Source organism: Pseudoalteromonas sp. S327 (assembly GCF_005886415.1).
GTDB lineage: Bacteria > Pseudomonadota > Gammaproteobacteria > Enterobacterales > Alteromonadaceae > Pseudoalteromonas > Pseudoalteromonas atlantica.
This window is the reverse complement of the sequence record NZ_PNDP01000068.1, coordinates 1-24,659: the sequence shown is the minus strand read 5'-3', so window position 1 is coordinate 24,659 and position 24,659 is coordinate 1. Positions and strand designations below refer to the sequence as shown.

Annotated in this window: 25 protein-coding genes and 1 pseudogene; 9 read left to right on the top strand and 17 right to left on the bottom strand. The window is 41.8% G+C overall.

What is annotated here, in order from left to right; all coding sequences use genetic code 11:
* The first annotated feature begins 335 nt into the window (after positions 1–335).
* Positions 336–872 (top strand): gamma carbonic anhydrase family protein, encoded by a 537-nt coding sequence (locus CWB60_RS18775; RefSeq protein WP_029773008.1) that lies wholly within the window; start codon positions 336–338, stop codon positions 870–872.
* Here CWB60_RS18775 and CWB60_RS18770 read toward each other — a convergent pair.
* Both CWB60_RS18770 and aroE read right to left on the bottom strand, forming a co-directional pair.
* The gene (locus tag CWB60_RS18770) at positions 855–1,115 is read right to left on the bottom strand and encodes a DUF1488 family protein (protein ID WP_024031321.1); all 261 of its coding nucleotides are present in this window, start codon (positions 1,113–1,115) and stop codon (positions 855–857) included. The two genes, CWB60_RS18775 and CWB60_RS18770, sit on opposite strands and share 18 nt — an antisense overlap.
* Positions 1,112–1,936, bottom strand: coding sequence for a shikimate dehydrogenase (aroE, locus tag CWB60_RS18765; RefSeq protein ID WP_126005383.1), 825 nt, complete (start codon positions 1,934–1,936; stop codon positions 1,112–1,114). The genes CWB60_RS18770 and aroE overlap by 4 nt, the downstream gene beginning before the upstream one ends.
* Before the next feature lie 53 nt (positions 1,937–1,989).
* Here aroE and CWB60_RS18760 point away from each other — a divergent pair, with 53 nt between their 5' ends.
* On the top strand, positions 1,990–2,427 hold the full coding sequence (locus CWB60_RS18760) for a group II truncated hemoglobin (protein WP_029773006.1): 438 nt from the start codon (positions 1,990–1,992) through the stop codon (positions 2,425–2,427).
* Positions 2,428–2,520: 93 nt separating this feature from the next.
* Here CWB60_RS18760 and hemF read toward each other — a convergent pair whose 3' ends face one another.
* The 6 genes from hemF to CWB60_RS18730 all read right to left on the bottom strand — a co-directional run bounded on the left by hemF (position 2,521) and on the right by CWB60_RS18730 (position 7,450).
* Positions 2,521–3,471 (bottom strand): oxygen-dependent coproporphyrinogen oxidase, encoded by a 951-nt coding sequence (gene hemF, locus CWB60_RS18755; RefSeq protein WP_138579982.1) that lies wholly within the window; start codon positions 3,469–3,471, stop codon positions 2,521–2,523.
* Position 3,472: 1 nt separating this feature from the next.
* Positions 3,473–4,036 (bottom strand): L-threonylcarbamoyladenylate synthase type 1 TsaC, encoded by a 564-nt coding sequence (tsaC, locus tag CWB60_RS18750; protein WP_138579981.1) that lies wholly within the window; start codon positions 4,034–4,036, stop codon positions 3,473–3,475.
* A 21-nt stretch (positions 4,037–4,057) separates the two neighbouring features.
* Entirely contained in the window at positions 4,058–4,633 is a 576-nt protein-coding gene (locus tag CWB60_RS18745; RefSeq protein ID WP_138579980.1) for a DNA topoisomerase family protein, read from the bottom strand.
* 97 nt (positions 4,634–4,730) lie between these two features.
* Positions 4,731–5,204 (bottom strand): DUF494 family protein, encoded by a 474-nt coding sequence (locus CWB60_RS18740; protein WP_004588034.1) that lies wholly within the window; start codon positions 5,202–5,204, stop codon positions 4,731–4,733.
* 1 nt (position 5,205) lies between these two features.
* Complete coding sequence (dprA, locus tag CWB60_RS18735) at positions 5,206–6,297, bottom strand: DNA-processing protein DprA (protein ID WP_004588035.1); 1,092 nt, start codon at positions 6,295–6,297, stop codon at positions 5,206–5,208.
* A 31-nt stretch (positions 6,298–6,328) separates the two neighbouring features.
* Positions 6,329–7,450 (bottom strand): LysM peptidoglycan-binding domain-containing protein, encoded by a 1,122-nt coding sequence (locus tag CWB60_RS18730; RefSeq protein WP_004588036.1) that lies wholly within the window; start codon positions 7,448–7,450, stop codon positions 6,329–6,331.
* A gap of 119 nt (positions 7,451–7,569) precedes the next feature.
* On the opposite strand from CWB60_RS18730, the gene def reads away from it, so the two are divergent.
* From def to trkA, 4 genes are all read left to right on the top strand, one after another.
* Positions 7,570–8,076 (top strand): peptide deformylase, encoded by a 507-nt coding sequence (def, locus tag CWB60_RS18725; protein ID WP_004588037.1) that lies wholly within the window; start codon positions 7,570–7,572, stop codon positions 8,074–8,076.
* A 21-nt stretch (positions 8,077–8,097) separates the two neighbouring features.
* Positions 8,098–9,051: a methionyl-tRNA formyltransferase gene (gene fmt / locus CWB60_RS18720; protein WP_138579979.1), complete on the top strand. Its 954-nt coding sequence runs from the start codon at positions 8,098–8,100 to the stop codon at positions 9,049–9,051.
* Positions 9,044–10,339: a 16S rRNA (cytosine(967)-C(5))-methyltransferase RsmB gene (gene rsmB / locus CWB60_RS18715; protein WP_004588039.1), complete on the top strand. Its 1,296-nt coding sequence runs from the start codon at positions 9,044–9,046 to the stop codon at positions 10,337–10,339. Before fmt ends, rsmB begins: the two co-directional genes overlap by 8 nt.
* Positions 10,340–10,414: 75 nt before the next feature.
* Positions 10,415–11,791: a Trk system potassium transporter TrkA gene (trkA, locus tag CWB60_RS18710; protein ID WP_004588040.1), complete on the top strand. Its 1,377-nt coding sequence runs from the start codon at positions 10,415–10,417 to the stop codon at positions 11,789–11,791.
* A gap of 86 nt (positions 11,792–11,877) precedes the next feature.
* On the opposite strand, the gene CWB60_RS18705 is transcribed toward trkA, so the two are convergent.
* The 8 genes from CWB60_RS18705 to CWB60_RS18670 form a co-directional block, all read right to left on the bottom strand.
* On the bottom strand, positions 11,878–12,093 hold the full coding sequence (locus tag CWB60_RS18705; protein ID WP_004588041.1) for an EF-hand domain-containing protein: 216 nt from the start codon (positions 12,091–12,093) through the stop codon (positions 11,878–11,880).
* A gap of 178 nt (positions 12,094–12,271) precedes the next feature.
* Entirely contained in the window at positions 12,272–12,484 is a 213-nt protein-coding gene (locus tag CWB60_RS18700; protein WP_004588042.1) for an EF-hand domain-containing protein, read from the bottom strand.
* A gap of 129 nt (positions 12,485–12,613) precedes the next feature.
* Entirely contained in the window at positions 12,614–12,826 is a 213-nt protein-coding gene (locus CWB60_RS18695; protein WP_004588043.1) for an EF-hand domain-containing protein, read from the bottom strand.
* Positions 12,827–13,289: 463 nt separating this feature from the next.
* A complete protein-coding gene (locus CWB60_RS18690) occupies positions 13,290–13,952 on the bottom strand; it encodes a flagellar brake domain-containing protein (protein ID WP_138579978.1) in 663 nt (220 codons plus the stop codon).
* Positions 13,953–13,981: 29 nt separating this feature from the next.
* Complete coding sequence (locus CWB60_RS18685) at positions 13,982–15,433, bottom strand: TrkH family potassium uptake protein (RefSeq protein ID WP_004588045.1); 1,452 nt, start codon at positions 15,431–15,433, stop codon at positions 13,982–13,984.
* Between the two features lie 50 nt (positions 15,434–15,483).
* Positions 15,484–16,098, bottom strand: a complete 615-nt coding sequence (locus tag CWB60_RS18680) for a YigZ family protein (protein ID WP_096040916.1) — start codon at positions 16,096–16,098, stop codon at positions 15,484–15,486.
* A gap of 86 nt (positions 16,099–16,184) precedes the next feature.
* Positions 16,185–17,507 carry a Xaa-Pro dipeptidase gene (gene pepQ / locus CWB60_RS18675; protein WP_138579977.1) on the bottom strand — a complete coding sequence of 441 codons (1,323 nt, stop codon included), beginning with the start codon at positions 17,505–17,507 and terminating at the stop codon, positions 16,185–16,187.
* A 184-nt stretch (positions 17,508–17,691) separates the two neighbouring features.
* Positions 17,692–19,578 carry a transglycosylase SLT domain-containing protein gene (locus CWB60_RS18670; RefSeq protein WP_138579976.1) on the bottom strand — a complete coding sequence of 629 codons (1,887 nt, stop codon included), beginning with the start codon at positions 19,576–19,578 and terminating at the stop codon, positions 17,692–17,694.
* A 295-nt stretch (positions 19,579–19,873) separates the two neighbouring features.
* Here CWB60_RS18670 and fadB point away from each other — a divergent pair, with 295 nt between their 5' ends.
* The 3 genes from fadB (at position 19,874) to tusA (ending at position 23,687) form a co-directional block, all read left to right on the top strand.
* Positions 19,874–22,033: a fatty acid oxidation complex subunit alpha FadB gene (gene fadB, locus CWB60_RS18665; protein WP_138579975.1), complete on the top strand. Its 2,160-nt coding sequence runs from the start codon at positions 19,874–19,876 to the stop codon at positions 22,031–22,033.
* A gap of 4 nt (positions 22,034–22,037) precedes the next feature.
* Positions 22,038–23,207: an acetyl-CoA C-acyltransferase FadA gene (fadA, locus tag CWB60_RS18660; RefSeq protein ID WP_138579974.1), complete on the top strand. Its 1,170-nt coding sequence runs from the start codon at positions 22,038–22,040 to the stop codon at positions 23,205–23,207.
* A gap of 240 nt (positions 23,208–23,447) precedes the next feature.
* A complete protein-coding gene (gene tusA, locus CWB60_RS18655) occupies positions 23,448–23,687 on the top strand; it encodes a sulfurtransferase TusA (RefSeq protein WP_004588051.1) in 240 nt (79 codons plus the stop codon).
* 123 nt (positions 23,688–23,810) lie between these two features.
* Here the strand turns inward: tusA and CWB60_RS18650 are convergent.
* A pseudogene (locus CWB60_RS18650) lies at positions 23,811–24,334 on the bottom strand (REP-associated tyrosine transposase).
* Between the last annotated feature and the right edge of the window lie 325 nt (positions 24,335–24,659).

Genomic DNA, 24,659 nt, shown 5'->3' with positions numbered 1-24,659 from the left:
GCGTATAATACATCCTTTATTTTTCGAGTCAACACTTAATTTTAAACTTTCTTTTTAGAAGATTTAAAACCGAAGTTTTACTTAACTCTGTGAGCAGCTCTTGCCTCGCTATGCGTTGGCGTTCCCCGTCTCAGTGGGGTCGCATTATAGGGAGAACAGATTTTTACGCAAGCAATTTTTTAAAGAAAAACCAAAAAAAAGCACCGTTCGGTCAATATGTGAACTAAACCCTCTATAACTGGTAGTTTTATAATCAAAACAGGCCTTTTCTGGCCTATATTTAAGTGTTGCTGTTACACTCAAGCGACTATAACTGGTATTTAAAAGGTATATATATGGCTATCCGTTCTTATAAAGGTGTGACTCCTTCTTTTAATTCGTCTGTTTATGTTGATGAGTCGTCTGTTTTGGTAGGAGATATTACGATTGGTGACCACTGTAGCGTATGGCCTTTAGTGGCAGCGCGAGGAGATGTTAACTATATACGTATTGGTGAACGTACAAATATACAAGACGGTAGTGTTCTTCATTTATCACGCGCGACTAAAAGTAACCCAGATGGTTACCCACTTATTATTGGTGATGATGTGACAGTAGGACACAAGGTGATGCTGCATGGATGTACGCTTGGAAATCGTATACTTGTCGGTATGGGCGCTATTGTAATGGATAATGTAATAGTAGAGGACGACGTTATTATTGGTGGGGGTTCATTAGTACCGCCAAATAAACGATTGGAGTCTGGTTATTTATATGTTGGTAGTCCAGTAAAGCAAGCCCGCCCATTAACAGAGCAAGAGCTTGCCTTTTTAAAAGTATCGGCAGATAACTATGTGCAATTAAAAGACGAGTATTTAGCAGAGATCAACTAGATTCACTTCTATCTGCCCTGCCGAGTTATAACTTTCATCTTCTATAAGTTGCTCGGCACATTCTTCGTAATCAAATCGGTATTTATCAAAATGCTGCGTTGCATGGCTTTCATCTTGAAGCCCTAGCTTTCGTAAATCTATAATACACTCCACCAGCATCCCTGTTACTTGTGCAAAAAAGACTAGTTGGTGGGAAGGTTCTCTAAACTCGAGTCTATCTATAAACTGTATGGCTTGATTCATTTAAGCATGCCTTGTTTTAGTGCTTTAACAACAGGAAGTATGGCGGGCATTTTATTACGCCATACATAATATGCCTGTGCAGCTTGGCCTACTAACATACCACTGCCATCTAACAGCTTAGCGTGGTTATTATGCTCTGCAACCCAGTTCATAAATACGGTATTTTGCTGGGAGTAAAACATATCGTATGCCACCGCGCACTGGCTTAGGTGTTTTTCGTCAAGTGCTGGTAACTCGTTGTTCATACTGCTAGAGGTAGAATTTACGATAAGTGAGTAATTGCTTACAGGTAATGTATCAAACCCATAGCCTGTTACCTTGCCATATTCAGCGAATAGTTGCGCTAAGTCTTGCGCTTTTTTTGCCGTGCGATTAACAATCGTTATTTCAGCTGGATTATGCTCAAGTAGCGGTAGTATCACCCCTCTTGCTGCACCACCAGCACCAATAATTAAAATACGCTTATTGGTAATTGTCACTTCATTGGCAAGTAAATCATTAACAAAGCCCACGCCATCGGTGTTATCGCCTAACAAAGTGCCATCATCGCGTTTTTTAAGTGTATTAACTGCACCAACAATTTTAGCAAGTGGGGTGAGCTCATCAGCCATGGCATACGCTTGCTCTTTAAATGGCATAGTAACATTGGCACCTATTCCGCCTTGCTCAAAAAAGGTGGTTACTGTTTTTTCAAAGTGATCGATAGGTGCTAATATTGCGCGGTAGTCGATTTGCTCACCCAAAGATACAGCAAATTGTTTATGTATCGCGGGGGATTTTGAATGTTTGATTGGATTTCCAAAAACCGCATATTTGTCCATTTTAAAGCAACCTCTTTGCAGCTATACACTGCCTATTAACGATGATAAGTAATATGATTAAACGACTTTTTTCAAAATCTAAACCAGCTCCTGAGCAACCAGCGCCCACTCCTGAGAAAACACCGTATGAAATTATTGGTGGAGAAGCAGGTACCCGTGCTATTGCTAATAGATTCTACGACATAATGGCCAGCGATGAATACGCCAAACCATTATATGATATGCATCCTCTGCCATTAGATAGAATTCGCCAAGTATTTTTTGAGTTTTTATCGGGTTGGTTAGGCGGCCCTAACCTATTTACTGAAAAACATGGCCAACCTATGCTGCGCAAACGCCATATGCCTTTTACTATAAATAAAGACCTGCGCGATCAGTGGATGTATTGCATGAATAAAACCCTCGATATAGAAGTAGACAACCCCCTACTGCGCGAAGGGTTAAAGCAGTCTTTTGGACAACTTGCCACCCATATGATTAATGAGCACTAATTGTAACTACTTAGCAAAAAGGCGCTGTTAAGCGCCTTTTATTAGGGTTTATTGACCTTTGCGGATTAAACAGCCCCTACCTTAATTTAATATTTATAACTGCCACTCTCTGGCTATCAAATCAGTAGGTTTAGTGCTTAGCCACTCTTGTGGACGTAAATAGTATTGATACAAATTAGCCTCTGCGCTGTCAGGCGCGGGCTTATAATTGTATTCCCAACGCGCCAGTGGCGGCATCGACATTAATATAGACTCTGTGCGCCCACCGCTTTGTAAGCCAAATAAAGTGCCTCTATCCCACACAAGGTTAAATTCTACGTAACGACCGCGGCGATACAATTGAAAGTCGCGCTGCTGTTGCGTGTATTCATCATTTTTACGACGCTCAATAATAGGTAAGTACGCATCTAAAAAGCCATTACCAACCGATTGCATAAATGCAAAGCTCTGCTCAAACCCTAGCTCGTTTAAGTCATCAAAAAATAAGCCGCCTACACCGCGTGTTTCGTCGCGATGTTTTAGGTAAAAATATTCATCACACCACGTTTTGTATTTTGGATACACTTGTTCACCAAATGGTGCACAAATGTCGTGTGCGACTTGGTGCCAATGCTGTACATCTTCAAAAACGGGGTAAAAAGGCGTTAAGTCAAACCCTCCGCCAAACCACCAAATAGGCTCTTCGCCTTCTTTTTCAGCTATAAAAAAGCGTACATTGGCATGACTTGTAGGAACATGTGGGTTTTTTGGATGAATAACTAATGAAACACCACATGCATGAAAGCTTCGCCCTGCAAGCTCTGGTCTATGAGCGGTCGCAGAGCCCGGCATAGATGCACCAAACACATGCGAGTAGTTAACGCCGCCTTGCTCTATTACATTGCCGTTAGTGGTAACACGCGTACGCCCGCCACCGCCTTCGGCACGTTGCCAGCTATCTTCTACAAATCTTGCACTGCCATCGGCCTGCTCTAAACCTTGGCAAATGGTGTCTTGCAAAGCCATAAAATACGCTTTTACTTGTTCTAATAATTCGCTTTGCATATTAACCTCTAAATACTTTGCCGGTCATGGCATCTTTAATTGTGCTTGGCTGCATGTTGCCCCCTAAGGGCTCATCAATGTAACAGCCTACCTTATCTGCAAATTGCTGCTTGGCTTGTTCAATACTTGTTACCGTTGACTGTCCGGTTAAATTAGCACTAGTAGAGACAAGAGGCTTGCCTAATTGCTGGCATAAGCGCTTAACACTTGGATGATCAGTAACCCGTACGGCAATCGTATCAAACTGCCCTGTTAACCATTTAGGCGTATTTTCAGCTGCAGGCATTACCCAGGTAATAGCACCAGGCCAACTAGAGAAAATATCAGCGCGCTTGTCCATTGGCAGCTTTACATCGTCAACATACTTTAATAACTGGCCGTAGTTATCGGCGATTAAAATAAGGCCCTTTTCAACGGGACGCTGTTTTATTTCTAGCAACTTCTCAACAGCTTGCTGATTATCTGGATCACACCCTAAACCATAGACAGCTTCAGTAGGATATAAAATAACTTCACCTTGCTCTAAGCAAGATATAGCCGTAGGCAATGTAGAAAGGTCTGACAAAATATGCTCCAGAAATTTATATTAATCAGTAGTGGTAAGTTTATGCAGGCAACTTTTTTGTGGGCACTGTAGCACAGTACCATTGGCCATTTTTTTCTCAATAACAAGCGGCCAATCGCACTTAGGGCATGGCTTGGCTATGGGTTTGTTATTTAGAGTATATTTACAGCTTGGGTAACAATCGCATGAGTAAAACGTTTTACCAAATTTATTGCTGCGTGCAACTAGCTGCCCTTTTTTGCATTTAGGACACCCAGGTAATTCATCATCGTTATTATTAGGTTCTTCATCGTGAGCGATATAATGACACTCAGGGTACCCTGTACACCCAATAAACATGCCATAACGGCCATTTTTAACCACCAGCGGTTTTGTGCACTGTGGGCAGGCTGAATCTTCAAGCACCTTTATTTCGTTGCTGTCGTGATGCGCTAATGGACGAATAAAGTCGCATTTAGGGTAACTCGCACAACCCAAAAACGGACCTGTTTTAGAGTTACGGATCACTAATTCAGAACCACATTGTGGGCAGACTTCGTATTCTTTTTCTAAGGCGTGTTTATCCGCCGAGAAAAGCGAATGGTCGATTTTACTCATGAGGTTCCTAATGGGTTGCTGAATTTTCGCCTAATATACCCAAACCACTTAAAGATACAAGCTGTGCATATATGTTTAAGTGGTTTGGCATACAATTTTAATGTAGAAGTTCGGTGGGTTCGTCAAATATAAGGTCTTCCATCTGCTCGTAAGCCTCTTCTGAGCCAGGTACGTTAAATAACACCATAAGCACCACCCACTTTAAGTCGTCGAGCGAAATATAAGGTTTATCTAATGCGGCAAGGCGGTCCATAACCATTTCACGGGTTACACTGTTAACCACCCTTATTTGCTCTAAAAACATCAAAAAGCCGCGGCATTCAACGTTTAACATTTTGCATTCGCTATCGGTAAAAATGCGCATTGCTTGGTGAGGCTTTGTAATTAAGTAAGGCGACTCGTCGCTGCGTTGTAAATCGGCCAATTGTTCAAGCCAGTTTAACGCTTTAAAAATTTCGGTCTTATTAAAGCCCGCGCGAAGTAATTCATCGGTAAGCTCGTTTTCTTCAATATAAATATCGGCTTCACTGTGAATGTAGTTTTCAAAAAGATACATGAGAATATCAAACATATTACCTTCCTGTGCTTAGCTTTATATACCCGTCTAACACTCGCTCTATTTCGTCGTCTAACTCTAAATCGAGCAACCTTGCCAGCACTTTATCAATTGGCCACTTGGCGCGACGTACAATTTCATCAACACTGGTTACCTCATACCCTATACTATTTAACACCTCACACTGTGACTGTTTGTTTACAGGCTCCTCTTTATTATATAGACCGCTTTGATAAGAAAAGCTCACCTCATCTAAAATATCTGTTACATTTTCGACTAACTTAGCGCCCTGCTTTATTAAAAAGTGACTCGCTTGCGATAATGGGTTTTTAATAGAGCCTGGTACTGCAAACACTTCTTTATTTTGTTCAATAGCGTAACGTACCGTGATCAACGAACCGCTTTTAATTTCGGCCTCTACAATAACCACGCCTAAAGACAGCCCAGATATAATACGGTTTCTGCGGGGAAAGTTATGCGCATTAGCAGCGGTACCCGGTAAAAACTCGCTTATTAATAAGCCATGCTCTAATACTTGGTCTGTTAATAATTTATGGCGTTTGGGGTAGTAAATATCAACCCCAGTCCCTAATACACCAATTGTTTTGCCATTATTGGCCAATGCCCCTTTATGCGCGGCACCATCAATACCCCGCGCCATGCCCGAGGTAACAGTAATACCGGCTAAAGTAAGCTGATAAGCAAGCTCTGAGGCTATTTCGAGCCCCGTAGGGGTCGCGTTTCTACTACCAACAATGGCCACTTGCGGGCTAGATAACAGCGATATATCGCCTTTACAAAATAACAGTAAAGGGGCACTGGCTATGTGTTTTAGCTCGTTTGGGTATAGCGCATCAAAAATACACACCACTGTAATATTAAGCTGCTGTATTTGTTGCTCGTAATGGTTTACTTGCTGCCAATTGGTATTGAGTAAGTTGCAGGCTTGGTTTTGGGTAAGGCCAAGCTGTTGTAATTCACTTTGGTTTAAATCAAATAATGATTCGAGGGGGTGAGTATGTGATAAGGCTAACAGTGTTTTAATACCTAAGCCTTTACACATATAAAAGGCAAGCCAGTGGGCTAGCTTGCCAGATGACTGATCCATGCTCTCTCCTAGAGCACCGACTCGCTACAACTTAATGAATTACTACACTATCTCCAACGCGAATTGGGTGCTGATTTTTTGTTATTAATGCATAACTCACTTTGTCATACACTTTAAATACAATTAACTCACCCACTTTTTCGTGTGGCATTGTCCATGTTGTGGTGTCTTCATCTGGCTCGCTGCCAAATAATTCACCTGCATCAGATAAAAGCTTTTCAAATTTGCTCGAATCCTCTGGATAACGCGGTCCTCGAGGGCCATCAATAACGGTGGGTGATTGGCGTTCTAAATCGAGGATATGACCAACTTCAATTTGTTGCTCAGCACCTAAGTTTAGCACCACTACATCCATTGTGCTGAATTCTCTTACTTGGCGCGGCGAGTCAATAACACTGCCGGATACACTTTGCTTAGGACGATGCATATTAAAGTACGCTGGTAACATTTGCCCTTGCATAGCAGGGAGTAAAAAATCGCCTTGTTGTATTTCTTGTTTAACTGACTCAACCCGTAAAGACGATGGTACGCCATTGCTTTCATCGCCCGTTCTAAATGCACGAGCCATACCGACATAAGTAGCGCGAGTGGCTAGCTCTTCACCAGTTTGTGTGTCTATGTAAGGTTCGCCTTTGTGATAAATAGCATACGCTTTATGTACTTTTAAATCGCCCTTAACGTATAAAATATGCCCGAGAGTTTGCGTTTTAGTATTTTCGTTTGCCCCTAAAATATAAGGCTTATCATCTATGTCATCGCTGTTAATCGCTTGCTCATAGCTTAAATAAGGTTTAATTATTTCAAGTGGCAAAGTGGTGATGGCGTTATTACCTTTTGGTGTAATACGCCCTTGCGGCGATAATTTTCTGTACGCTTTATTAATCACCAAACGCGGGTTACCGTCGGCGTCGTACACTAACGCGAGTGCATCGCCTGGGTAAATTAGATGCGGGTTATCTATTTGCGGGTTCATTTGCCACAACTCTGGCCACAGCCATGGTTCTTCTAAATAAATGCCGGAAATATCCCAAAGGGTATCGCCTTTTTTTACAACATATTGTTTTGGAGCATCTTTTTTTATTTGTAAAACATCAGCGACTGCAGGAAAAGCAGTACTTAGTGCAAACATAATTGCAGCCAATTGAGATTTCATTGGGCTTCCTTGTATTGTTTTTTCATTATTATTGACCAAAACCTGTTAAAGGGGAACGCGAATGGCTAAAATAAGAGCATACAATACCCTAAATTAAGCACAAGTGTAAAAAGGTAACTATGGCTAGGTTAGAAGTTTTAAGATTTCCAGATGAGCGTTTACGTACGGTAGCAAAAGAAGTTGCACAGGTTGATGACAACGTTCGCCAAATTGTAAAAGACATGCTAGAGACAATGTACGATGAAAACGGCATTGGGCTAGCTGCTACACAAGTTGATATTCATCAACGTATTGTGGTGATCGACGTATCAGAAGAACGCGACGAGCCACTGGTTTTAATTAACCCACAAATTATTAAAAAAGATGGTGCAACAATTAGCGAAGAAGGCTGTTTATCAGTGCCTAACTCTTACGCAAAAGTAGACCGTGCTGAAACCGTAACCGTTGCTGCTCTTAACGAAAATGGTGAAGAATTTGTACTAGATGCAGATGAGCTATTAGCTATTTGTATTCAACACGAACTAGATCACTTACAAGGTAAACTATTTATTGATTACCTATCGCCATTAAAGCGTCAACGTATTCGCAAAAAGCTTGAAAAAGAAGCTAAATTTGCCGCGAAGTAATAAGCACCTTAGGAAAACTCAGTGACAAAACCACTACGCATTATATTTGCCGGTACGCCGGACTTTGCCGCTCGTCACCTACAAGCGTTAATTCAAAGCGAACACCAAATTGTTGGAGTTTACAGCCAACCAGATCGCCCTGCTGGGCGTGGTAAAAAATTAAAAGCCAGTGAAGTAAAAGCGCTTGCGCTTGAACATGAACTACCTGTTTTTCAGCCACAATCATTAAAAAATGAAGACGCACTCACTGAGCTTAAAAGCTTAAATGCCGATATCATGATTGTGGTGGCTTATGGCTTAATTTTACCAAAAGCCATTTTAGAGGCACCACGCTTAGGGTGCTTAAATGTGCATGGCTCTATTTTACCGCGCTGGCGCGGTGCTGCGCCTATACAGCGCGCAATTTGGGCTGGCGATGAAGATACCGGCGTAACCATAATGCAAATGGATGAAGGGCTTGATACCGGCGACATGCTGCACATTAGCCGCTGCCCTATTGCTGCGGATGAAACCAGTGCCAGTTTATACACTAAACTGGCTGAACTTGGTCCCGGAGCACTTGTTCAAACCATTAATAAGTTAGCCAATGGCGAGCTTATAGCAGAGCCGCAAAACAACGAGCTGGCAAATTACGCTAAAAAGCTTTCAAAAGAGGAAGCAAATATTGATTGGACGATGGATGCCGTACAAATTGAGCGTAATATACGTGCGTTTAATCCATGGCCAGTGTGTTTTACTCAAATGGGTGAGCACAGCGTAAAAATTTACCAAGCCTCAGTCGTTGAGCAAACAGGCCGTGCGGGCGTTGTTTTATCAAGCGATAAAAACGGCATTGTAGTGGCGTGTGGCAAGCAGGCATTAAGTATTACACAGCTGCAACCCCAAGGTAAAAAACCAATGGCAATTAGCGACTTTTTAAACGGTCGCAGTGACTGGGTAACTCCTGGTACCGTATTAGGCGAAAACAATGAGTAATGTTCAAAACGTACGTGCGCTTGCCGCTGAAACTTTATATAACGTGGTTGATAAAGGCGCTTCGCTAAATCAAGAGCTACCATTTGCCAGCCAAGGGCTGCCCCCTAAAGACAAAGCGCTATTACAGCAAATTTGTTACGGCGTGTTGCGCTACCTACCTAGCCTTGAAAACTACTGCCAACATTTAGTAGAACAGCCACTTAAAGGTAAGCGTCGTATTTTTCAGTTTTTGTTGTATGTCGGTATCTATCAGCTGCAGCATATGCGCGTGCCACCGCATGCCGCCATTTCTGAAACCGTTAATGCCCTTGGCCAAATGCGTGCATTAGGCTTAAAAGGCTTAATCAACGCTATTTTGCGTAGCTTTCAGCGCCAACAAAGCGAGCTTGAAGAAAAAGCCAAGCAAATACCAGTGTGTTTATATAACCATCCAAATTGGTTTATTAAACAAGTGCAAGCTGCCTACCCAGACAACTGGGAAGCGCTTCTTGAAGAAAACCAACAACAAGCCCCTATGTGGTTACGTGTCAATCAAGCCCAATACAGCACGCAACAATACAGCGAAATGTTAACGGCTAACGATATAGAGCACACGTTAAACCCTGAGTTTGTTGATGGTATTAAACTAGCTAAGCCGCGTGATGTATTTTCGTTGCCAGAATTTGATGTGGGCGCCTGCTCAGTTCAAGACGCCGCAGCGCAATTAGCCGCACGCTTTTTAGCACCTCAAGCTGATGAATACATTTTAGATGCCTGTGCAGCACCTGGCGGTAAAACATGTCATATATTAGAGCTTGCTGATGCAGAAGTATTAGCACTTGATAGTGACGCCACTCGCCTAGAACGTGTTAAACAAAATTTAACCCGTATCGGTTTAGGCGCAGACCTACAATGTGCAGACGCTTCGCAGCCACACACATGGTGGGATGAGCAACAGTTTGACCGCATTTTATTAGATGTCCCTTGTTCGGCAACCGGTGTTATACGCCGCCACCCAGATATAAAATGGCTTCGCCGCGCATCAGACATTGAAGACTTAGCCACACTACAAAGCGATATACTCAATAGCATTTGGCCGCTACTTAAACCAGGCGGCACAATGATATACGCAACCTGTTCGGTACTGCCGCAAGAGAACCAACAGCAAGTCGCTAAATTTTTAGCTAATAATAGTGACGTTGAGCATATACCACTGCACGACAACGACACAGTTACCAACCCTGGTTTACAATTACTACCAGGTGAAAGCGACGGATTTTATTACGCTAAGCTAGTTAAAAAAGCCTAATAGCCGTACACTCAATAGCCATTTATTAAACAGTAAATGGCTATTTTTTTAATTAAACAGTAATTCGGGTAAATAATGAAAATAATCATACTCGGTGCCGGACAAGTCGGTGGTACGCTTGCTGAAAACTTAGTTGGCGAACAAAACGAAATAACCGTTGTTGATATAGACGGCAACCGCTTACGAGAGCTACAAGATAAGTACGACTTACAAGGGGTCACGGGGCACAGTGCACACCCAGATGTGCTCAGACGTGCAGGTGCTGAAGACGCCGACATGATTATTGCGGTAACCAGCTCAGATGAAGTTAATATGGTGGCGTGCCAAGTCGCGTATAGTATTTTTAATACGCCAACTAAAATAGCCCGTATCCGATCAGAGCAATATTTAAAATACCGCGAAAAGCTATTTCATAACGATGACCTCCCGGTTGATCACTATATTGCCCCCGAAGCACTTGTTACCAAATATATTCGCCGTTTAATAGATTACCCAGGCGCGTTGCAAGTGCTGCAATTTGCCGATGGCATGCTCTCTCTTGTGGCTGTAAAAGCCTACTACGGTGGCTTATTAGTGGGTTATGCGCTTTCTGCTTTAAAAGAGCATATTCCGAATGTAGAAACCCGTGTAGCAGCAATTTATCGCCAAGGTAAAGCTATAAAGCCACTGGGCACCACGGTAATAGAAGCGGACGATGAAGTATTTTTCATTGCTGCCACTAAGCATATTCGCGCGGTTATGAACGAGCTACAAAAACTTGAGCGTTCTTACAAAAAAATTATGATAGCCGGTGGCGGTAACATTGGTGCAGGCCTTGCTCGCTCACTGGAAAAAAACCACAGCGTTAAGTTACTAGAGCGCAGTAAAGAGCGTGCTGAGCAACTCTCTGAAATGCTAGATAACACCGTCGTGTTTTGTGGAGACGCCTCAGACCAAGAACTACTATCTGAAGAGCACATAGAACAAGTTGATGTGTTTATTGCTGTAACCAACGACGATGAAGCAAATATAATGTCGGCCATGCTTGCAAAACGCATGGGCGCACAAAAAACCATGGTGCTTATTCAGCGTGGTGCGTATGTAGATTTAGTGCAAGGGGGTGAAATAGATATTGCTATATCACCACAACAAGCAACTATTTCGGCGCTACTTACACACGTACGCCGTGGCGATATTGTTAATGTGTACTCGTTACGTAAAGGCGCGGCAGAGGCCATTGAAGCCGTTGCCCACGGCGATGAAAACACATCAAAAGTAGTTGGCCGTGCGATTGCCGATATCAAGCTACCTGCAGGTACAACGATTGGCGCTATTGTACGTAATGACGACGTACTGATTGCCCACGACGACACGGTTATTATGTCTGGTGATCACGTTATTATGTTTTTAATCGATAAAAAGCATATCAACGTAGTAGAAAAGCTATTCCAAGTTAGCGCTATATTTTTATAGTTAAACACAAAAAAGCCGCTGACTAAGGCGGCTTTAGTGGAGTATGTTTTTTTAATGCTAGGCAACCCTGCTTAGCAGCTTACTAATTACTGTACTTTTGAAAACTCTTGCTCAGAAATTTCACCATTACCATCAGTATCTAGCTGGTCAAAAATTTTCACTAGCTGTGAATTTACCTGCGCTTCTTGCTTTGAAATTGCACCATCACCATCGGCATCAAACGAGGCAAAGTCGACTGCAGCATACGCCGCTGATGAAGAAGCTAATACGATAACGGCAAGTGCTGTATTTAATGTTTTCATAGTTGTGTCCTAATTAAGAGGAAATCCTTTTCTAAGATCCATGGGTTTAAAAATTAACTAAAAAGTGCTTTTGCCAATGTGCATTATTAAGTTTTAATGCACATTGGATTAGAGCAAATGACTCTTTGCTAAGTGAACATGCGCTGTCCTGCGCTCAATTGGCAAAGATCATCACACCCTAGTATTTAGAGAACTCTTGCTTTGAAAGCTCACCATTTCCATCGGTATCAAGCTCAACAAACTCAGCCATTAAATCCGCATCAACCGATGCTTCAGCTTGGCTAATGGCGCCATTGCCATCTACATCTAGCGTGTCAAAATCAGTCCCTGCAAAGGCAGCAGAAGAAGAGGCAATAGCCATAAATGCGAGTGCTTTATTTAAATGCTTCATAATTTAATCCTTCAATATAAACAAATTAGTTAAGTTCACTACGTGGTGTACGCAATCCTTGTAATCCTTTTTCGTAAGCTCCCTTGCCTACTTAGGTTGTCATTGGCAACTCAGGATTGTTACCACACTTTAAGCTTCTGAAAATTCTTCTTTTGATAGCTCACCATCTTGGTCAGTATCTAATTCTGAGAACATGCTCATCAGTTTTGCATCAATTGATGCCTCTGATTTGCTAATCGTGCCGCTGCCATCTACATCTAACGTATCAAAATCGGTTGCTGCAAATGCCGCTGATGATGAAGCAAGGGCGATAAGTGCTAAAGTTTTATTAATGCTTTTCATAATATAATTCCTTCAAGTATATGTGTGCGATTAAGTGTTTTACTTTAAATCACGTTATTGTTCAGTACAGCCAGACTATTACAACTTGAATGCCAAGTTTTAAAAGTTCATTAATTTCAATCAGTTAAATGAGTTCTTGGCTATTTTTGATAAATTTGCGGGGGTTTTATGTTGCAAACTAGCAACAAAGGGTAAAGCTAAGTTTTTAAATGCAATAAAAACAACTAGTTACATAAGAGGAAAAAGCTACAATTTTCGGCGTAAATTGTAAGGATGAAGATTTATCGAAAAAAGAGACTAAATTTTAACCGTGAGGGGAGCTAACACATTAAAATAATTCACTCGTAAAACTAATCTATACAGCTGATTTTTATAGAAAATAAAAATTATTTTTTGAATTTTTAAAAAATATGACTGCCACTCAAGTAAAAAATGGCCATTTGTTGCTATTAAGCGAAAGTGCTTATTCTAATGGCAGCTCAAGCATCGCGGGATCGATAAAGTGCTCTTTCATAAATGCCTTCATTTCATCTTCACTGGCTAGAAGTTTAATACCACAATTAACTCCTGCGGCGTGTTCTTTTACACTGCATACTTCGCCAGTAAATGCTTTATTGTTGGTATCAACCGTCACCGTGCATTGCATATCTTTAATATTTTCATCGTTTTGATCGCCGCGTACATCAAACATCACCCCGGTAAGCGAGATGTCTTTAATCACCCCTTCAAGTACTCTATCGTCACTTAGAGTTAATTTTGCAGGTAATAAGGTAGGTATGCGTGTTTGCGCGCGCAGTGCAAATAACTGCACTTGCGTAGGGTAATTAATAAAAATGAGCCTAGCAGGGTGTGAGGCAACCGACATAAGCTGCTGCCTAAATGCTATTACTTGTCCGCCACTGCCTTCTATAACCGCTCTTACCACCACCATTACACCATCACGTAGGTAATCACTTGCAGCAGGTAAACGCTTTGAACTTGGGTAATTTAAAATAATAAATTTATTTTCTAGCAAGCCAATAAACTCTGTTTTTACGCGTTTACTACTGGTAGGCGTAACAATTTCCAAGTCGACCAATCGTCCTGTTGTTAACTGGTGTAATTTATCTAAATTAGAATGTGGCATGCCTGTTCCTAAGCATCATTTGTATATTATTACCCACGCCAAAAGGTCGGCGTAAATAGCACGAGTAAGGTGAATATTTCTAAGCGACCAAATACCATGGCAATGGTTAATAGCCATTTGGCACCATCGCTCACCGCCCCATAATGCGAGGCAACATCACCTAAGCCTGGGCCTAAATTATTTAAACACGCCGCCGTAGCAGAGAACGCGGTAATGTTGTCCATGCCGGTTCCCATTAGTGCCAGCATTATAATAATAAACACCAATGCGTACGCTGAGAAAAACCCCCAAACCGCTTCAACTACTTTATCGGGCAAGGCTTTACGACCAAGCTTAATAGAGTATATAGCACGTGGGTGCACTAAGCGGTTAAGCTCACGTATGCCTTGTAGGTAAAGTAAAAACACGCGTACAACTTTCATACCGCCACCGGTTGAACCTGCACAGCCACCTATAAAGCTCGAAAAAATAAGCAATATAGGCAAAAACAGCGGCCAAGTAGAAAAATTATCGGTGGCAAAACCGGCTGTGGTACTCATAGACACCGCCTGAAATAAAGCCTGATCGAGGGTTTCATCGCCATCGGCAAATATTTCGTTAGATGAGAGCACCGTAAAACAAATAACCACCAGCGCTAACTGTATCAGTAAAAAAACTTTAAATTCAGGGTCGCGAATGTATACCTGAATATTACGACTCGCTACCGCCGCGTAATGCAGTGAAAAGTTAACCGCAGCAATAATTAAAAAGAAAACACATATAAAGTTAATGACAGGGCTATCAAAGTGCCCTATTGAGGCATCGTAAGTAGAAAAACCGCCAATCGCCACTGTAGAAAACGCATGGCATATAGCATCAAACCACTCCATACCTGCCGCCCAATACGCCAACATACAGGTTACCGTTAACGACACATAAATGTACCAAAGGTGCTTTGCGGTATCGGCAATACGGGGGGTCATTTTTGAATCTTTTACTGGGCCTGGGATCTCAGCTCGGTATAACTGCATGCCACCGACCCCAAGCATGGGCAGTATAGCAACAGCAAGTACAATGATACCCATACCGCCAAACCACTGTAATTGCTGGCGATAAAACAAAACAGACTTAGGCAGGTATTCAATTCCGGTAAGTACCGTGGCCCCAGTGGTTGTAAGGCCAGAAAAGGCCTCAAACACCGCATCGGCCATAGACAAATTAGGTTCTTGTAAAAAAATCAGCGGTAACGATGCAAACGCCCCTAGTACCAGCCAAAACAGTACAACAATTAAAAAGCCTTCGCGTGCTTTTAAGTCGCCGTTTTCATGCCTGTTTGGGTAATAAGCTGTTAAACCAATAACCACACTAAATATAAACGCTAATACAAAAGGAACACCACCACCATCTTTATAAAATAAAGACACCACCGCAGGCGGCACCATGGTAATACTAAACAGCGCAACAAGTTGGCCAAGGATTTTTATGATGGTACGAAATTGCATGTAGCTTATCGCTTTTATTATTAGTAAATATAAGTGTGTAAGTTATTGTCTTACTCTTTGATAGTTAACTCAACTGCGCCATGGCTTAAATCAAAAATATCTTTAATGGCCTGTTTTGCTTGGCGGCTATCAATAGTAATAACCCATTCAATATTAGCAGTAAATTGTTTTTCTATATTAAGTACTTGATAATTGGTTTTTAACAATTGCTCTATTGCGCCCTGCATGCTGTATTCACTTTGGCCTACAATCTCGATACTCGGTACTTTAGTCACCGTTTTTAGCTGCGAAAGTGCATTATTAAGCGACCCACCATAGGCACGTACTAACCCACCGGTGCCCAGCTTTATACCGCCAAAATAACGGGTGACAACCGCAGTAATTTCGCCAAGTCCAGAACCCACCAGCACATTAAGCATCGGCTTTCCTGCGGTACCATTTGGCTCTCCATCATCAGAAAAACCATAAACATGGCTTCCGCCTGGGTTACCCGCTACGTGCGCCCAACAATTATGGCGAGCATCTGGGTACTTTTCTTCAATGCTTTTAATAAATGCTTTAGCAGCCTCTAGGTCTGGCGTATGCGCGATATGAACTATAAAGGTGCTTTTTTTAATTTCTTCTTGATGAAACACATCATCGGCGGGGTATTTATATTCAGACATAATTAAAGCTCAATTAAAAATGGGGCCAAAAGGCCCCTTTGCATTCGCGTATTTTAGCGCGTATTGGCGAGCTCGTCTTTATTAGCTTAGTCGAGCGCTAAATCACGAGTCATATTTTCTAGGCTGTCTTCGTGAACAATAATATTGTCTTCAATACGAATACCGCCGTATGGTTTTAACGACTCAATTTTTTTCCAGTTAATAAACTGCTTACTGTCGGTTTGCGCTAAATCACCTAATAATGAGTCTATAAAGTAAAGCCCTGGCTCAATAGTAAATACTTGGTTTTTCTCTATTTTACGAGTACAACGTAAGAATGGGTGCCCTTCTGGCGATGGCTGGTGGGTGCCTTTATCATCACGCATAAAGCCGCCCATATCGTGCACTTGTAAGCCAAGGTGATGGCCCAAGCCATGAGGGAAAAATGTTGAGGTAATTTTACGTTCCACAATTTCTGTTGCAGGTAAGTTTACAATATTGAAGTCGCTAAGAATTTGCGCAATACGGTTATGGCAATCAACGTGTAAATCGCCATATAACATGCCAGGCTTTAATGCGTTGCCTAGCTCAATTTGTATTGCCGTCATAGTTTGTACTAGCTCAGCAAACTCGCCCTGCTTTTTAAAATCGTACGTACGGGTTATATCTGCGGCATACCCATTAAAGTTTGCGCCAGCATCGATTAAAAACGAATTATGAGTAAGCGGTGCTTTTGGCTCAAAATGCGTGTAATGCAAAATAGCGCAGTTTTCGTTAAGCGCTACTATGTTGCCATACGGCATTTCGTTTTCGCTTTGGCGTGTAGCCATAAGGTACGCTTGCTGAATATCAAATTCGCTACCACCATTATAAAACGTATCGCGTGCTGCTTTATGTCCATCTACCGCGATGCGGTTGGCTTGGCGTAAACATTCAAGCTCGTACTGCGTTTTATAAGCGCGGTTATAATGAAAATAGTTGAGTACTGGCTCAGGGTTCATAATACTAAAGCCAAGCGCTTGCGCTACCTCTAGGTATTCGCCCATGTAAGCGTATTTAGCTTTATCGTAAGGTAATAGTTTTTCAACTTGATCAGGCTGTAGCAATAATTCTATATCAAAGTACTCAGCCCAAAAATCACGCGGCTCATCTGGCACTTTGTGCCAAAAATCAACTGGGCGGTAAAAAATAAGCTTAGGTTTATCGCTACCATTTACCACAATCCAACAATGTGGATTATCAATAACAGGAAGCCATGCTTTAAAGTGTGGATTAACTTTAAATGGGTAATACATGTCGTCTAAAAACTGGCGCTTAGCTTGGCCTGAGTGAATAACTAAACCCTCGAGCCCTTCACGGTCACAAATTATACGCGTACGTTGTTGTAATGTGGCAATATGCTCTGCATATAAAACGGCTAATTTATCCATTGTTAATCCATCTGTTAAATTTAACTTGCTTTGAGTCTACCACTTAAACGTAAAGCGCTCAAAAAAGGGGGATATTTAACATGTAAATATCCCCCTAATACTTATACCCATCGTGTTACGTTATTAGCCCTTTATTTAGCACGCTAGAATGGCTAAATATTTTAGGTAATTGGTATTACATAATTTACCCGCCCATTTTCATGTTGAGTAACGGCGCGAGCACATTTCCTTCTCGGCCCATCCGGGTGTGATAAACCTGGCGATAAGCAAACACATTTTTTACGTAATCTCGCGTTTCTCTATACGGGATCAGCTCAACCCATAGCTCTGCTGGTATGGCTTCGTCAGGTAACCAACGTTTAATACGATGATACCCTGCGTTATAAGATGCCGTAGCAAGTATTTCATTCCCTTTGTTTTTCTTTTTTAAGTACTGCAAGTAACTAGTACCTAAGCGTATATTGGTTTTAGGTTGGTACAAACGCGTACTCGATACCCTTGCTTTATTAACGTATTCTGCCGTACTAGGAAGCAATTGCATTAAACCACGCGCATTTGCATGCGAACGCGCATCTGGTGCAAACGAGCTTTCGCGCCGTGCAATTGCAATACTCCACGCGGGGTCTATTTTGCTGCGTTTACTGTAGCGCTCAAATATATCTTGAAATGCAAACGGAAAACGCAGTTCAACATAATCCCATGCTTTAATTTTAGCTAACGTGAAAATAACGTTATCGTGCCAATTGTTTTGCGCTGCAACCTTTGAGGCAGCTAGTTTTTCTTCATCAGTAGAGGTGTTCGTTAAGTAATTCCATTCTCTGCGAGCAGAGGTAAACCGCTCGAGTTCGTAAAGTGCTTTTGCACGTTTAAAGCCCGGCGCATTCTTCACCTTCTCTACTAATTTTTGATCAACCTGCAAAGGCTGATTATTTAAATCAACTGGCAGCCCTAATCGTGCCGCCGCTAAAAAACCATAGTAATCGCGGTTAGCGGCCACTTTAGTCCAAATTTCGTCTGCTTTTTGTTGCTCGCCTCGCTTAGCATAGCTATAAGCAAGCCAATATTGCTGACCTAAACTTAAATCGTCTTTACCTGTAAAAAAAGCCGCTATGCCTTCCCAGTCTTGGGTTTTAAGCATATTACCAAGTTGCCACTGAATTAACTTTCTGTCTTGTCGCGCTTTAGGCACTTTATTAAGCCAAAAGCTGGCCTGCTTATGCCCACTTGAAGCAAGCGATAAAGCAAACGTGTAATATAGATCTGCTTTTTCTTCATCGCTGTAAGTAAACATTTTTTCTAGCTTTTGCCAGGCTCTTAAAGCCAGCGCTTTATCGCGCCAAATTAAACGCTTAACACCATAAATGGCTATTTGCGCTTCTTTTGCCGACTTAGTTTTATAACGATACAAGCCTGCTGCCGCACTAGGGTCGCGGCGTACTTTTAAGTATAAATCGGCTAAGTAACGCTCGTTTTTAGGTAACAACGTTTTTAAATAAGGGAGTAAACTTTGTGTACCGCCCTGCGCTGCAAGCGTTATGCGCTTCCATATAAGTTCATTATTTAAATAGCCTTTTTTGCGCCAAAGCGAAAATAGCGGGTCGCATTCATTCGGTTGCGACTTACCCACCGTCCATAAATCGGTAACCTGATTAAAAATGGCTTTTTCTGGCGCCCCTAAATCAAGCTGAAAATCTAAAAACGTGCATGTTAGCGCTGCGTTAGACGTTTCTCGGTAGTTTTTTATATAAGCTGCTTTTTTATTGTTTTTTTCAAGATACTCTAACCACGCTTTGCGTACCGGCCACTCAAGCGGGGTATGTTCATAAATGGTTAGGTAATCTTCTATTTCGCTTTGGTATTTAAAATTGGGATGGCGTTGCCAATATGTTTTTTCGACATACGGCTTTAGCGGGTGGTCTAACCCGTTTATTGCTTCTTTAAAGTCTTGGTAGCTTCCATAGCGCACTTTTTTTTCAGCATCTAAAAACGCGTCATTATCGATACTCGCTTGGGCAGAACTAAAAGGAAGAATAAAGGCAGCTGCCACAGCGCTTAATAAAATTTTTTTCATAATATCCTTTAGGTTTAACGACCTGTCAGGGTTAATAATTTCCAGTTTGAGACACTAAAACAATAATGAGAGTGCCTTTAATAAAGTATGAACAACATTTAATTTACGCACTCATAATAATTAATGAGTACCTTTAGCACATTCCAGTACACCTTAGCACCAAACCAGCTATATTTTAACCAACCGTTTGTAACCGAGTTAAATTTTTCGTTGCATTTTAATTTTAAAGCAAGCACACTGGTCGAAATGCAAACTCATCGTACCAGTCTTAGTTCGTCAACTAGGGAGAATAATAATGTTATATAAAAGCGATTCCTTTGAAGTTAGCTTCCTAAAGGAAAACATCGCCGAGTTTAAGTTTTGTGTTGCAGGTTCTGTAAACACACTATCTCAGCAAACTCTTTCAGATTGTGCAGCAGCATTAAAAGAATTAGCGTCTAATTCTGATATCAAAGGCATGATTTTCACCAGTGATAAAGATCACTTTATTATTGGTGCAGATATCTTCGAATTTTTACCAACATTTACTAAACCAGAAGAAGAATTAGTAACGTGGATCAAAAACGCAACCGACGTTTTTGACGCAATCGAAGACTTACCATTCCCAACTCTTAGCGCTATAAATGGCTTGGCACTTGGCGGCGGCTGTGAGTGGGCACTTGCTACCGATTATCGCGTTGCAAGCGAAACCGCTAAAATGGGCTTACCAGAAGTTAAACTAGGTATAATGCCTGGTTTTGGTGGCACAGTGCGCTTACCACGCATTATTGGCGCAGATAACGCCATGCTTTGGATCACTTCAGGCAAAGAAAACCGTGCCACTGATGCCCTAAAAGTAGGTGCGTTTGACGCGGTAGTTAGTGCTGACAAACTTTTAGAGTCAAGCCTAGCAACACTTGAATTAGCAATTGCCGGCAAACTAGATTGGCAAGCAAAACGCGATGTTAAACTTCAGCCACTTAAATTAAACCGTGTTGAGCAAGGCATGAGCTTTGCGATGGCAGAAGGTATGGTAATGGGTAAAACCAAAGGCCACTATCCTGCTCCGGTTATGGCAGTTCGCACTATTAAAGCAGCGGCCAACTGTACTCGCGATGAAGCAATGGCAATCGAAAATGCTAACTTTGCAAAACTTGCGCGCACTAACGAAGCAGCTGCACAAACCGGTATTTTCTTAAATGACCAGTTTATTAAAGGTAAAGCACGTAAACTTGCTAAGCACAGCGATGTTGAAATTAAACAAGCGGCTGTATTAGGCGCAGGTATTATGGGCGGCGGTATTGCATACCAGTCAGCTTATAAAGGCACACCAATCATAATGAAAGACATCCAACAGGATGCGCTTGATTTAGGTATGGGTGAAGCATCTAAACTACTGGGTGCAAAAGTTAAACGCGGCCACATGCCAATGGAAAAAATGCTGGCAACGCTTAGCAAAATTAAGCCGACGCTTAACGATGCAGATCTACAAAACGCCAACATTATTGTTGAAGCCGTAGTAGAAAATCCTAAAGTTAAGCAAGCGGTATTAGCTGACCTTGAAAAGAACATGCCAGAAGGCACGGTACTTACATCAAACACATCGACTATTTGTATCGACTTGCTTGCAGAAGCGTTAGATAAACCAGAAAACTTCTGTGGTATGCACTTTTTCAATCCAGTGCCAAAAATGCCATTAGTAGAAATTATCCGTGGTGCAAAAACCTCTGATAAAACAATTAATGCAGTCGTTGATTACGCGCTTAAACTTGGCAAGTCTCCAATTGTTGTAAACGATTGCCCAGGCTTTTTTGTGAACCGTGTTTTATTCCCTTACTTTGCAGGCTTTAGCAAATTAGTTGTTGAAGGCGCTAACTTTGCAAAAGTAGATAAAGTAATGGAAAACGTATTTGGCTGGCCAATGGGCCCGGCTTACCTGCTTGATGTTGTAGGCATTGATACGGCGTATCACTGTACTGGCGTAATGGCTGACGGATTCCCTGAGCGTATGGCACGTGCAGAAAAAGATCCGGTGACTGTTTTTGCTAACGAAAAACGTTTTGGTCAAAAGAACAAAGCAGGTTTTTACAAGTACGAAACAGACCGTCGTGGTCGTCTTAAAAAATCAACCGATGCAACAGCAGTTGAGCTACTAGCGCCAATTACTGATGCACCTAAAGAATTTGATAAACAAGAAATTATCGACCGTTGTATGATCCCAATGATCAACGAAGTGCTTCTTTGTTTACAAGAAGGCATTGTTGCTTCTCCTCAAGAAGCTGATATGGCCCTTGTATACGGCGTTGGTTTCCCTCCATTTAGAGGCGGCGCGTTCCGTTACTTAGATCAAACTGGTTTAGCTAACTTTGTTGCATCAGCAGACAAATATGCTCACCTAGGTGCGATTTACCAAGTATCAGAGCAAACTCGCAAGTGGGCCGAAGAAGGTCGTGTTTTCTATAAGGTGGAAGGTTAATATCATGAATAATCCAGTAATTGTAGATTGTATCCGCACACCAATGGGTCGCTCAAAAGGCGGCGTATTTAAAAACAAGCGTGCGGAAGACTTAAGCGCTCATTTAATGAAGGGCTTACTAGAACGCAACCCAGCGGTTGATCCAGCATCAATTGACGATATTTATTGGGGCTGTGTACAGCAAACATTAGAGCAAGGCTTTAACGTTGCACGTAACGCATCACTGCTTGCAGGTATTCCACACTCAGTACCTGCTACAACCGTTAACCGTTTATGTGGCTCGTCAATGCAAGCATTGCATGACGCAGCACGCGCAATTATGACAGGCGCTGGCGACACTTACCTAATTGGTGGTGTTGAGCACATGGGTCACGTTCCTATGACTCACGGTAACGACTTTCACCCAGGCTTAGCAACTTCAATTGCACAAGCATCTGGCTCTATGGGTTTAACTGCAGAATACCTTGCAACTATTCACGGAATTAGCCGCCAGCAGCAAGACGAATTTGCATACCGCTCACATCAACGTGCACATGCTGCAACAGTTGAAGGGCGTTTCCGCCGCGAAATTTTAGCAATGGAAGGTCACGCAGCTGATGGCTCTTTAATTTTAGTTGAAGATGATGAAGTAATTCGCCCTGAAACAACGGTTGAAGGTTTATCTCAGCTTCGCCCAGTATTTAACCCTACCTCTGGCTCGGTTACTGCGGGTACATCTTCTGCACTTTCTGATGGCGCATCAGCCATGTTAGTAATGAGCGAAGAAAAAGCAAAAGAGCTTGGCTTACCAATTCGTGCACGTGTTAAAGCAATGGCTGTTGCCGGTTGCGATCCATCAATCATGGGTTACGGCCCAGTACCAGCAAGTAAAAAAGCACTTGCACAAGCTGGTATTACTATTGATGACATTGACGTAGCAGAGCTTAACGAAGCATTTGCAGCACAATCACTGCCTGTACTTAAAGACTTAGGTTTAGCAGACGTAGTTGATGAAAAAGTGAATTTAAACGGCGGCGCAATCGCACTTGGTCACCCACTAGGTTGTTCAGGTTCGCGTATTAGCACCTCACTTATTCACTTAATGGAAGACAAAAATGCAAAATATGGTCTAGCAACTATGTGTATTGGTTTAGGCCAAGGCATCGCGACTGTATTTGAACGTGTTCAAGACTAATTATTAGCTTAAACATGTAAACCATCTTGGTGATTAAAAAGGCGAACTAGCGCAAGTTAGTTCGCCTTTTTTTATGCCACCAGCTTATTGCTGATATGAATAGGGTGTATTAAATTTAAACCAGATTTTTTTTACTGTATTACGCTTACCCGTTATATGCAAAACAGTTAACCAAACAGATTAATTGCGCTAAACTACCCGACCAAACCAAGCCGCGACTATTTTTACAGGTAACTTTTTATGAGCTTTGATAATCCCGATCACCAATTAGACGCCATGGGCCTACGCTGCCCAGAACCTGTAATGATGTTACGCGCTGCAATTCGTAAGATGAACGACGGTGAAACGTTATTAATTACCGCTGATGACCCATCAACCACTCGCGATATTCCAAGTTTTTGTACATTTATGGATCACACACTGGTGGCTACAGACGCCGATGAAGCACCTTATAGGTATGTGGTGAAGAAAGGGCTTTAAGGTTTGAAAGTTGGCTTAGTAAGTTAGGTTATTTTTGAATATTTAACGCATCGTTAAGAACTTAAACCAGATGTAGGTTGGGTAGAGTTTACGAAACCCAACTTGTTTTATAACACCGAAATTTTATTCATCATACAAAGTGGTTGAATCATTATTGCACTCCCAATCTTGGCTTAGTTTTGATTTTTTAACGTATTGATGAAAGCTTGAAAATGGCCAATCACTCACTTTAATAACATGGTTATGTTTCACCGGGTTGTAGTGAATATAATTAATATGATTATTTAAGTCTTCTTCATCTCTAATTTTATGTTCCCAATAGCGACGCTGCCAAATCCCGCGCTCTCCTTTCGCTATTCGACTTTTATTACAAAACTCTGTTGCTGGCAGCTCTCGAGAAAAGCCTGATTTTATAAGTCGCCAACGCATTGCGTAATTACTATCACCTTTAGGTAATTGCCAAATAGCATGAAGATGATCGGGCATGATAACAATTGCAATCGTCTTTATTGGATGCTTTTTTGCCACCTTTGAATATACACGGCGTAATAACTCTATATTTTCCACAAGCAAAGGCTGAGATCTATCTTCTAAATTTACCGTAAAAAATAACATGCGCCCGCCTCTAACATACGTTTATAACGCATATTTTTATCCATAAAATAAACAGATAAATAAGAGTATAGATTAGTTTTGTTAATTATAATCAAGACAAGTTTAAGCCAAGCTTATCCACGATATTGTTGCATACTCTAGCAACCACAAAAGCGTATTCCTGGCGTAGGTTGGGTTGAATTTTCGAAACCCAACGTATTTGATAACCAGCAGAACAGTTTTATTCGCCGCACATGTTGGGTTTCGTTTCACTCTACCCAAACTACAACGTCCATGTCATAAATCTATAAGCCCACTCGGGCAGCTAAAAGCTGACAGCTCCCAGCTAACAGCTATTTGATCTGACCCCGATAAAGT

What these genes read in the sequence shown, in the direction of transcription:
- CWB60_RS18775 (WP_029773008.1), top strand. Translation starts at nt 336, where the DNA reads ATGGCTATCCGTTCTTATAAAGGTGTGACTCCTTCTTTTAATTCGTCT.
- CWB60_RS18770 (WP_024031321.1), bottom strand. Translation starts at nt 1,115, where the DNA reads ATGAATCAAGCCATACAGTTTATAGATAGACTCGAGTTTAGAGAACCT.
- aroE (WP_126005383.1), bottom strand. Translation starts at nt 1,936, where the DNA reads ATGGACAAATATGCGGTTTTTGGAAATCCAATCAAACATTCAAAATCC.
- CWB60_RS18760 (WP_029773006.1), top strand. Translation starts at nt 1,990, where the DNA reads ATGATTAAACGACTTTTTTCAAAATCTAAACCAGCTCCTGAGCAACCA.
- hemF (WP_138579982.1), bottom strand. Translation starts at nt 3,471, where the DNA reads ATGCAAAGCGAATTATTAGAACAAGTAAAAGCGTATTTTATGGCTTTG.
- CWB60_RS18745 (WP_138579980.1), bottom strand. Translation starts at nt 4,633, where the DNA reads ATGAGTAAAATCGACCATTCGCTTTTCTCGGCGGATAAACACGCCTTA.
- CWB60_RS18740 (WP_004588034.1), bottom strand. Translation starts at nt 5,204, where the DNA reads ATGTTTGATATTCTCATGTATCTTTTTGAAAACTACATTCACAGTGAA.
- dprA (WP_004588035.1), bottom strand. Translation starts at nt 6,297, where the DNA reads ATGGATCAGTCATCTGGCAAGCTAGCCCACTGGCTTGCCTTTTATATG.
- CWB60_RS18730 (WP_004588036.1), bottom strand. Translation starts at nt 7,450, where the DNA reads ATGAAATCTCAATTGGCTGCAATTATGTTTGCACTAAGTACTGCTTTT.
- def (WP_004588037.1), top strand. Translation starts at nt 7,570, where the DNA reads ATGGCTAGGTTAGAAGTTTTAAGATTTCCAGATGAGCGTTTACGTACG.
- rsmB (WP_004588039.1), top strand. Translation starts at nt 9,044, where the DNA reads ATGAGTAATGTTCAAAACGTACGTGCGCTTGCCGCTGAAACTTTATAT.
- trkA (WP_004588040.1), top strand. Translation starts at nt 10,415, where the DNA reads ATGAAAATAATCATACTCGGTGCCGGACAAGTCGGTGGTACGCTTGCT.
- CWB60_RS18705 (WP_004588041.1), bottom strand. Translation starts at nt 12,093, where the DNA reads ATGAAAACATTAAATACAGCACTTGCCGTTATCGTATTAGCTTCTTCA.
- CWB60_RS18700 (WP_004588042.1), bottom strand. Translation starts at nt 12,484, where the DNA reads ATGAAGCATTTAAATAAAGCACTCGCATTTATGGCTATTGCCTCTTCT.
- CWB60_RS18695 (WP_004588043.1), bottom strand. Translation starts at nt 12,826, where the DNA reads ATGAAAAGCATTAATAAAACTTTAGCACTTATCGCCCTTGCTTCATCA.
- CWB60_RS18690 (WP_138579978.1), bottom strand. Translation starts at nt 13,952, where the DNA reads ATGCCACATTCTAATTTAGATAAATTACACCAGTTAACAACAGGACGA.
- CWB60_RS18685 (WP_004588045.1), bottom strand. Translation starts at nt 15,433, where the DNA reads ATGCAATTTCGTACCATCATAAAAATCCTTGGCCAACTTGTTGCGCTG.
- CWB60_RS18680 (WP_096040916.1), bottom strand. Translation starts at nt 16,098, where the DNA reads ATGTCTGAATATAAATACCCCGCCGATGATGTGTTTCATCAAGAAGAA.
- pepQ (WP_138579977.1), bottom strand. Translation starts at nt 17,507, where the DNA reads ATGGATAAATTAGCCGTTTTATATGCAGAGCATATTGCCACATTACAA.
- CWB60_RS18670 (WP_138579976.1), bottom strand. Translation starts at nt 19,578, where the DNA reads ATGAAAAAAATTTTATTAAGCGCTGTGGCAGCTGCCTTTATTCTTCCT.
- fadB (WP_138579975.1), top strand. Translation starts at nt 19,874, where the DNA reads ATGTTATATAAAAGCGATTCCTTTGAAGTTAGCTTCCTAAAGGAAAAC.
- fadA (WP_138579974.1), top strand. Translation starts at nt 22,038, where the DNA reads ATGAATAATCCAGTAATTGTAGATTGTATCCGCACACCAATGGGTCGC.
- tusA (WP_004588051.1), top strand. Translation starts at nt 23,448, where the DNA reads ATGAGCTTTGATAATCCCGATCACCAATTAGACGCCATGGGCCTACGC.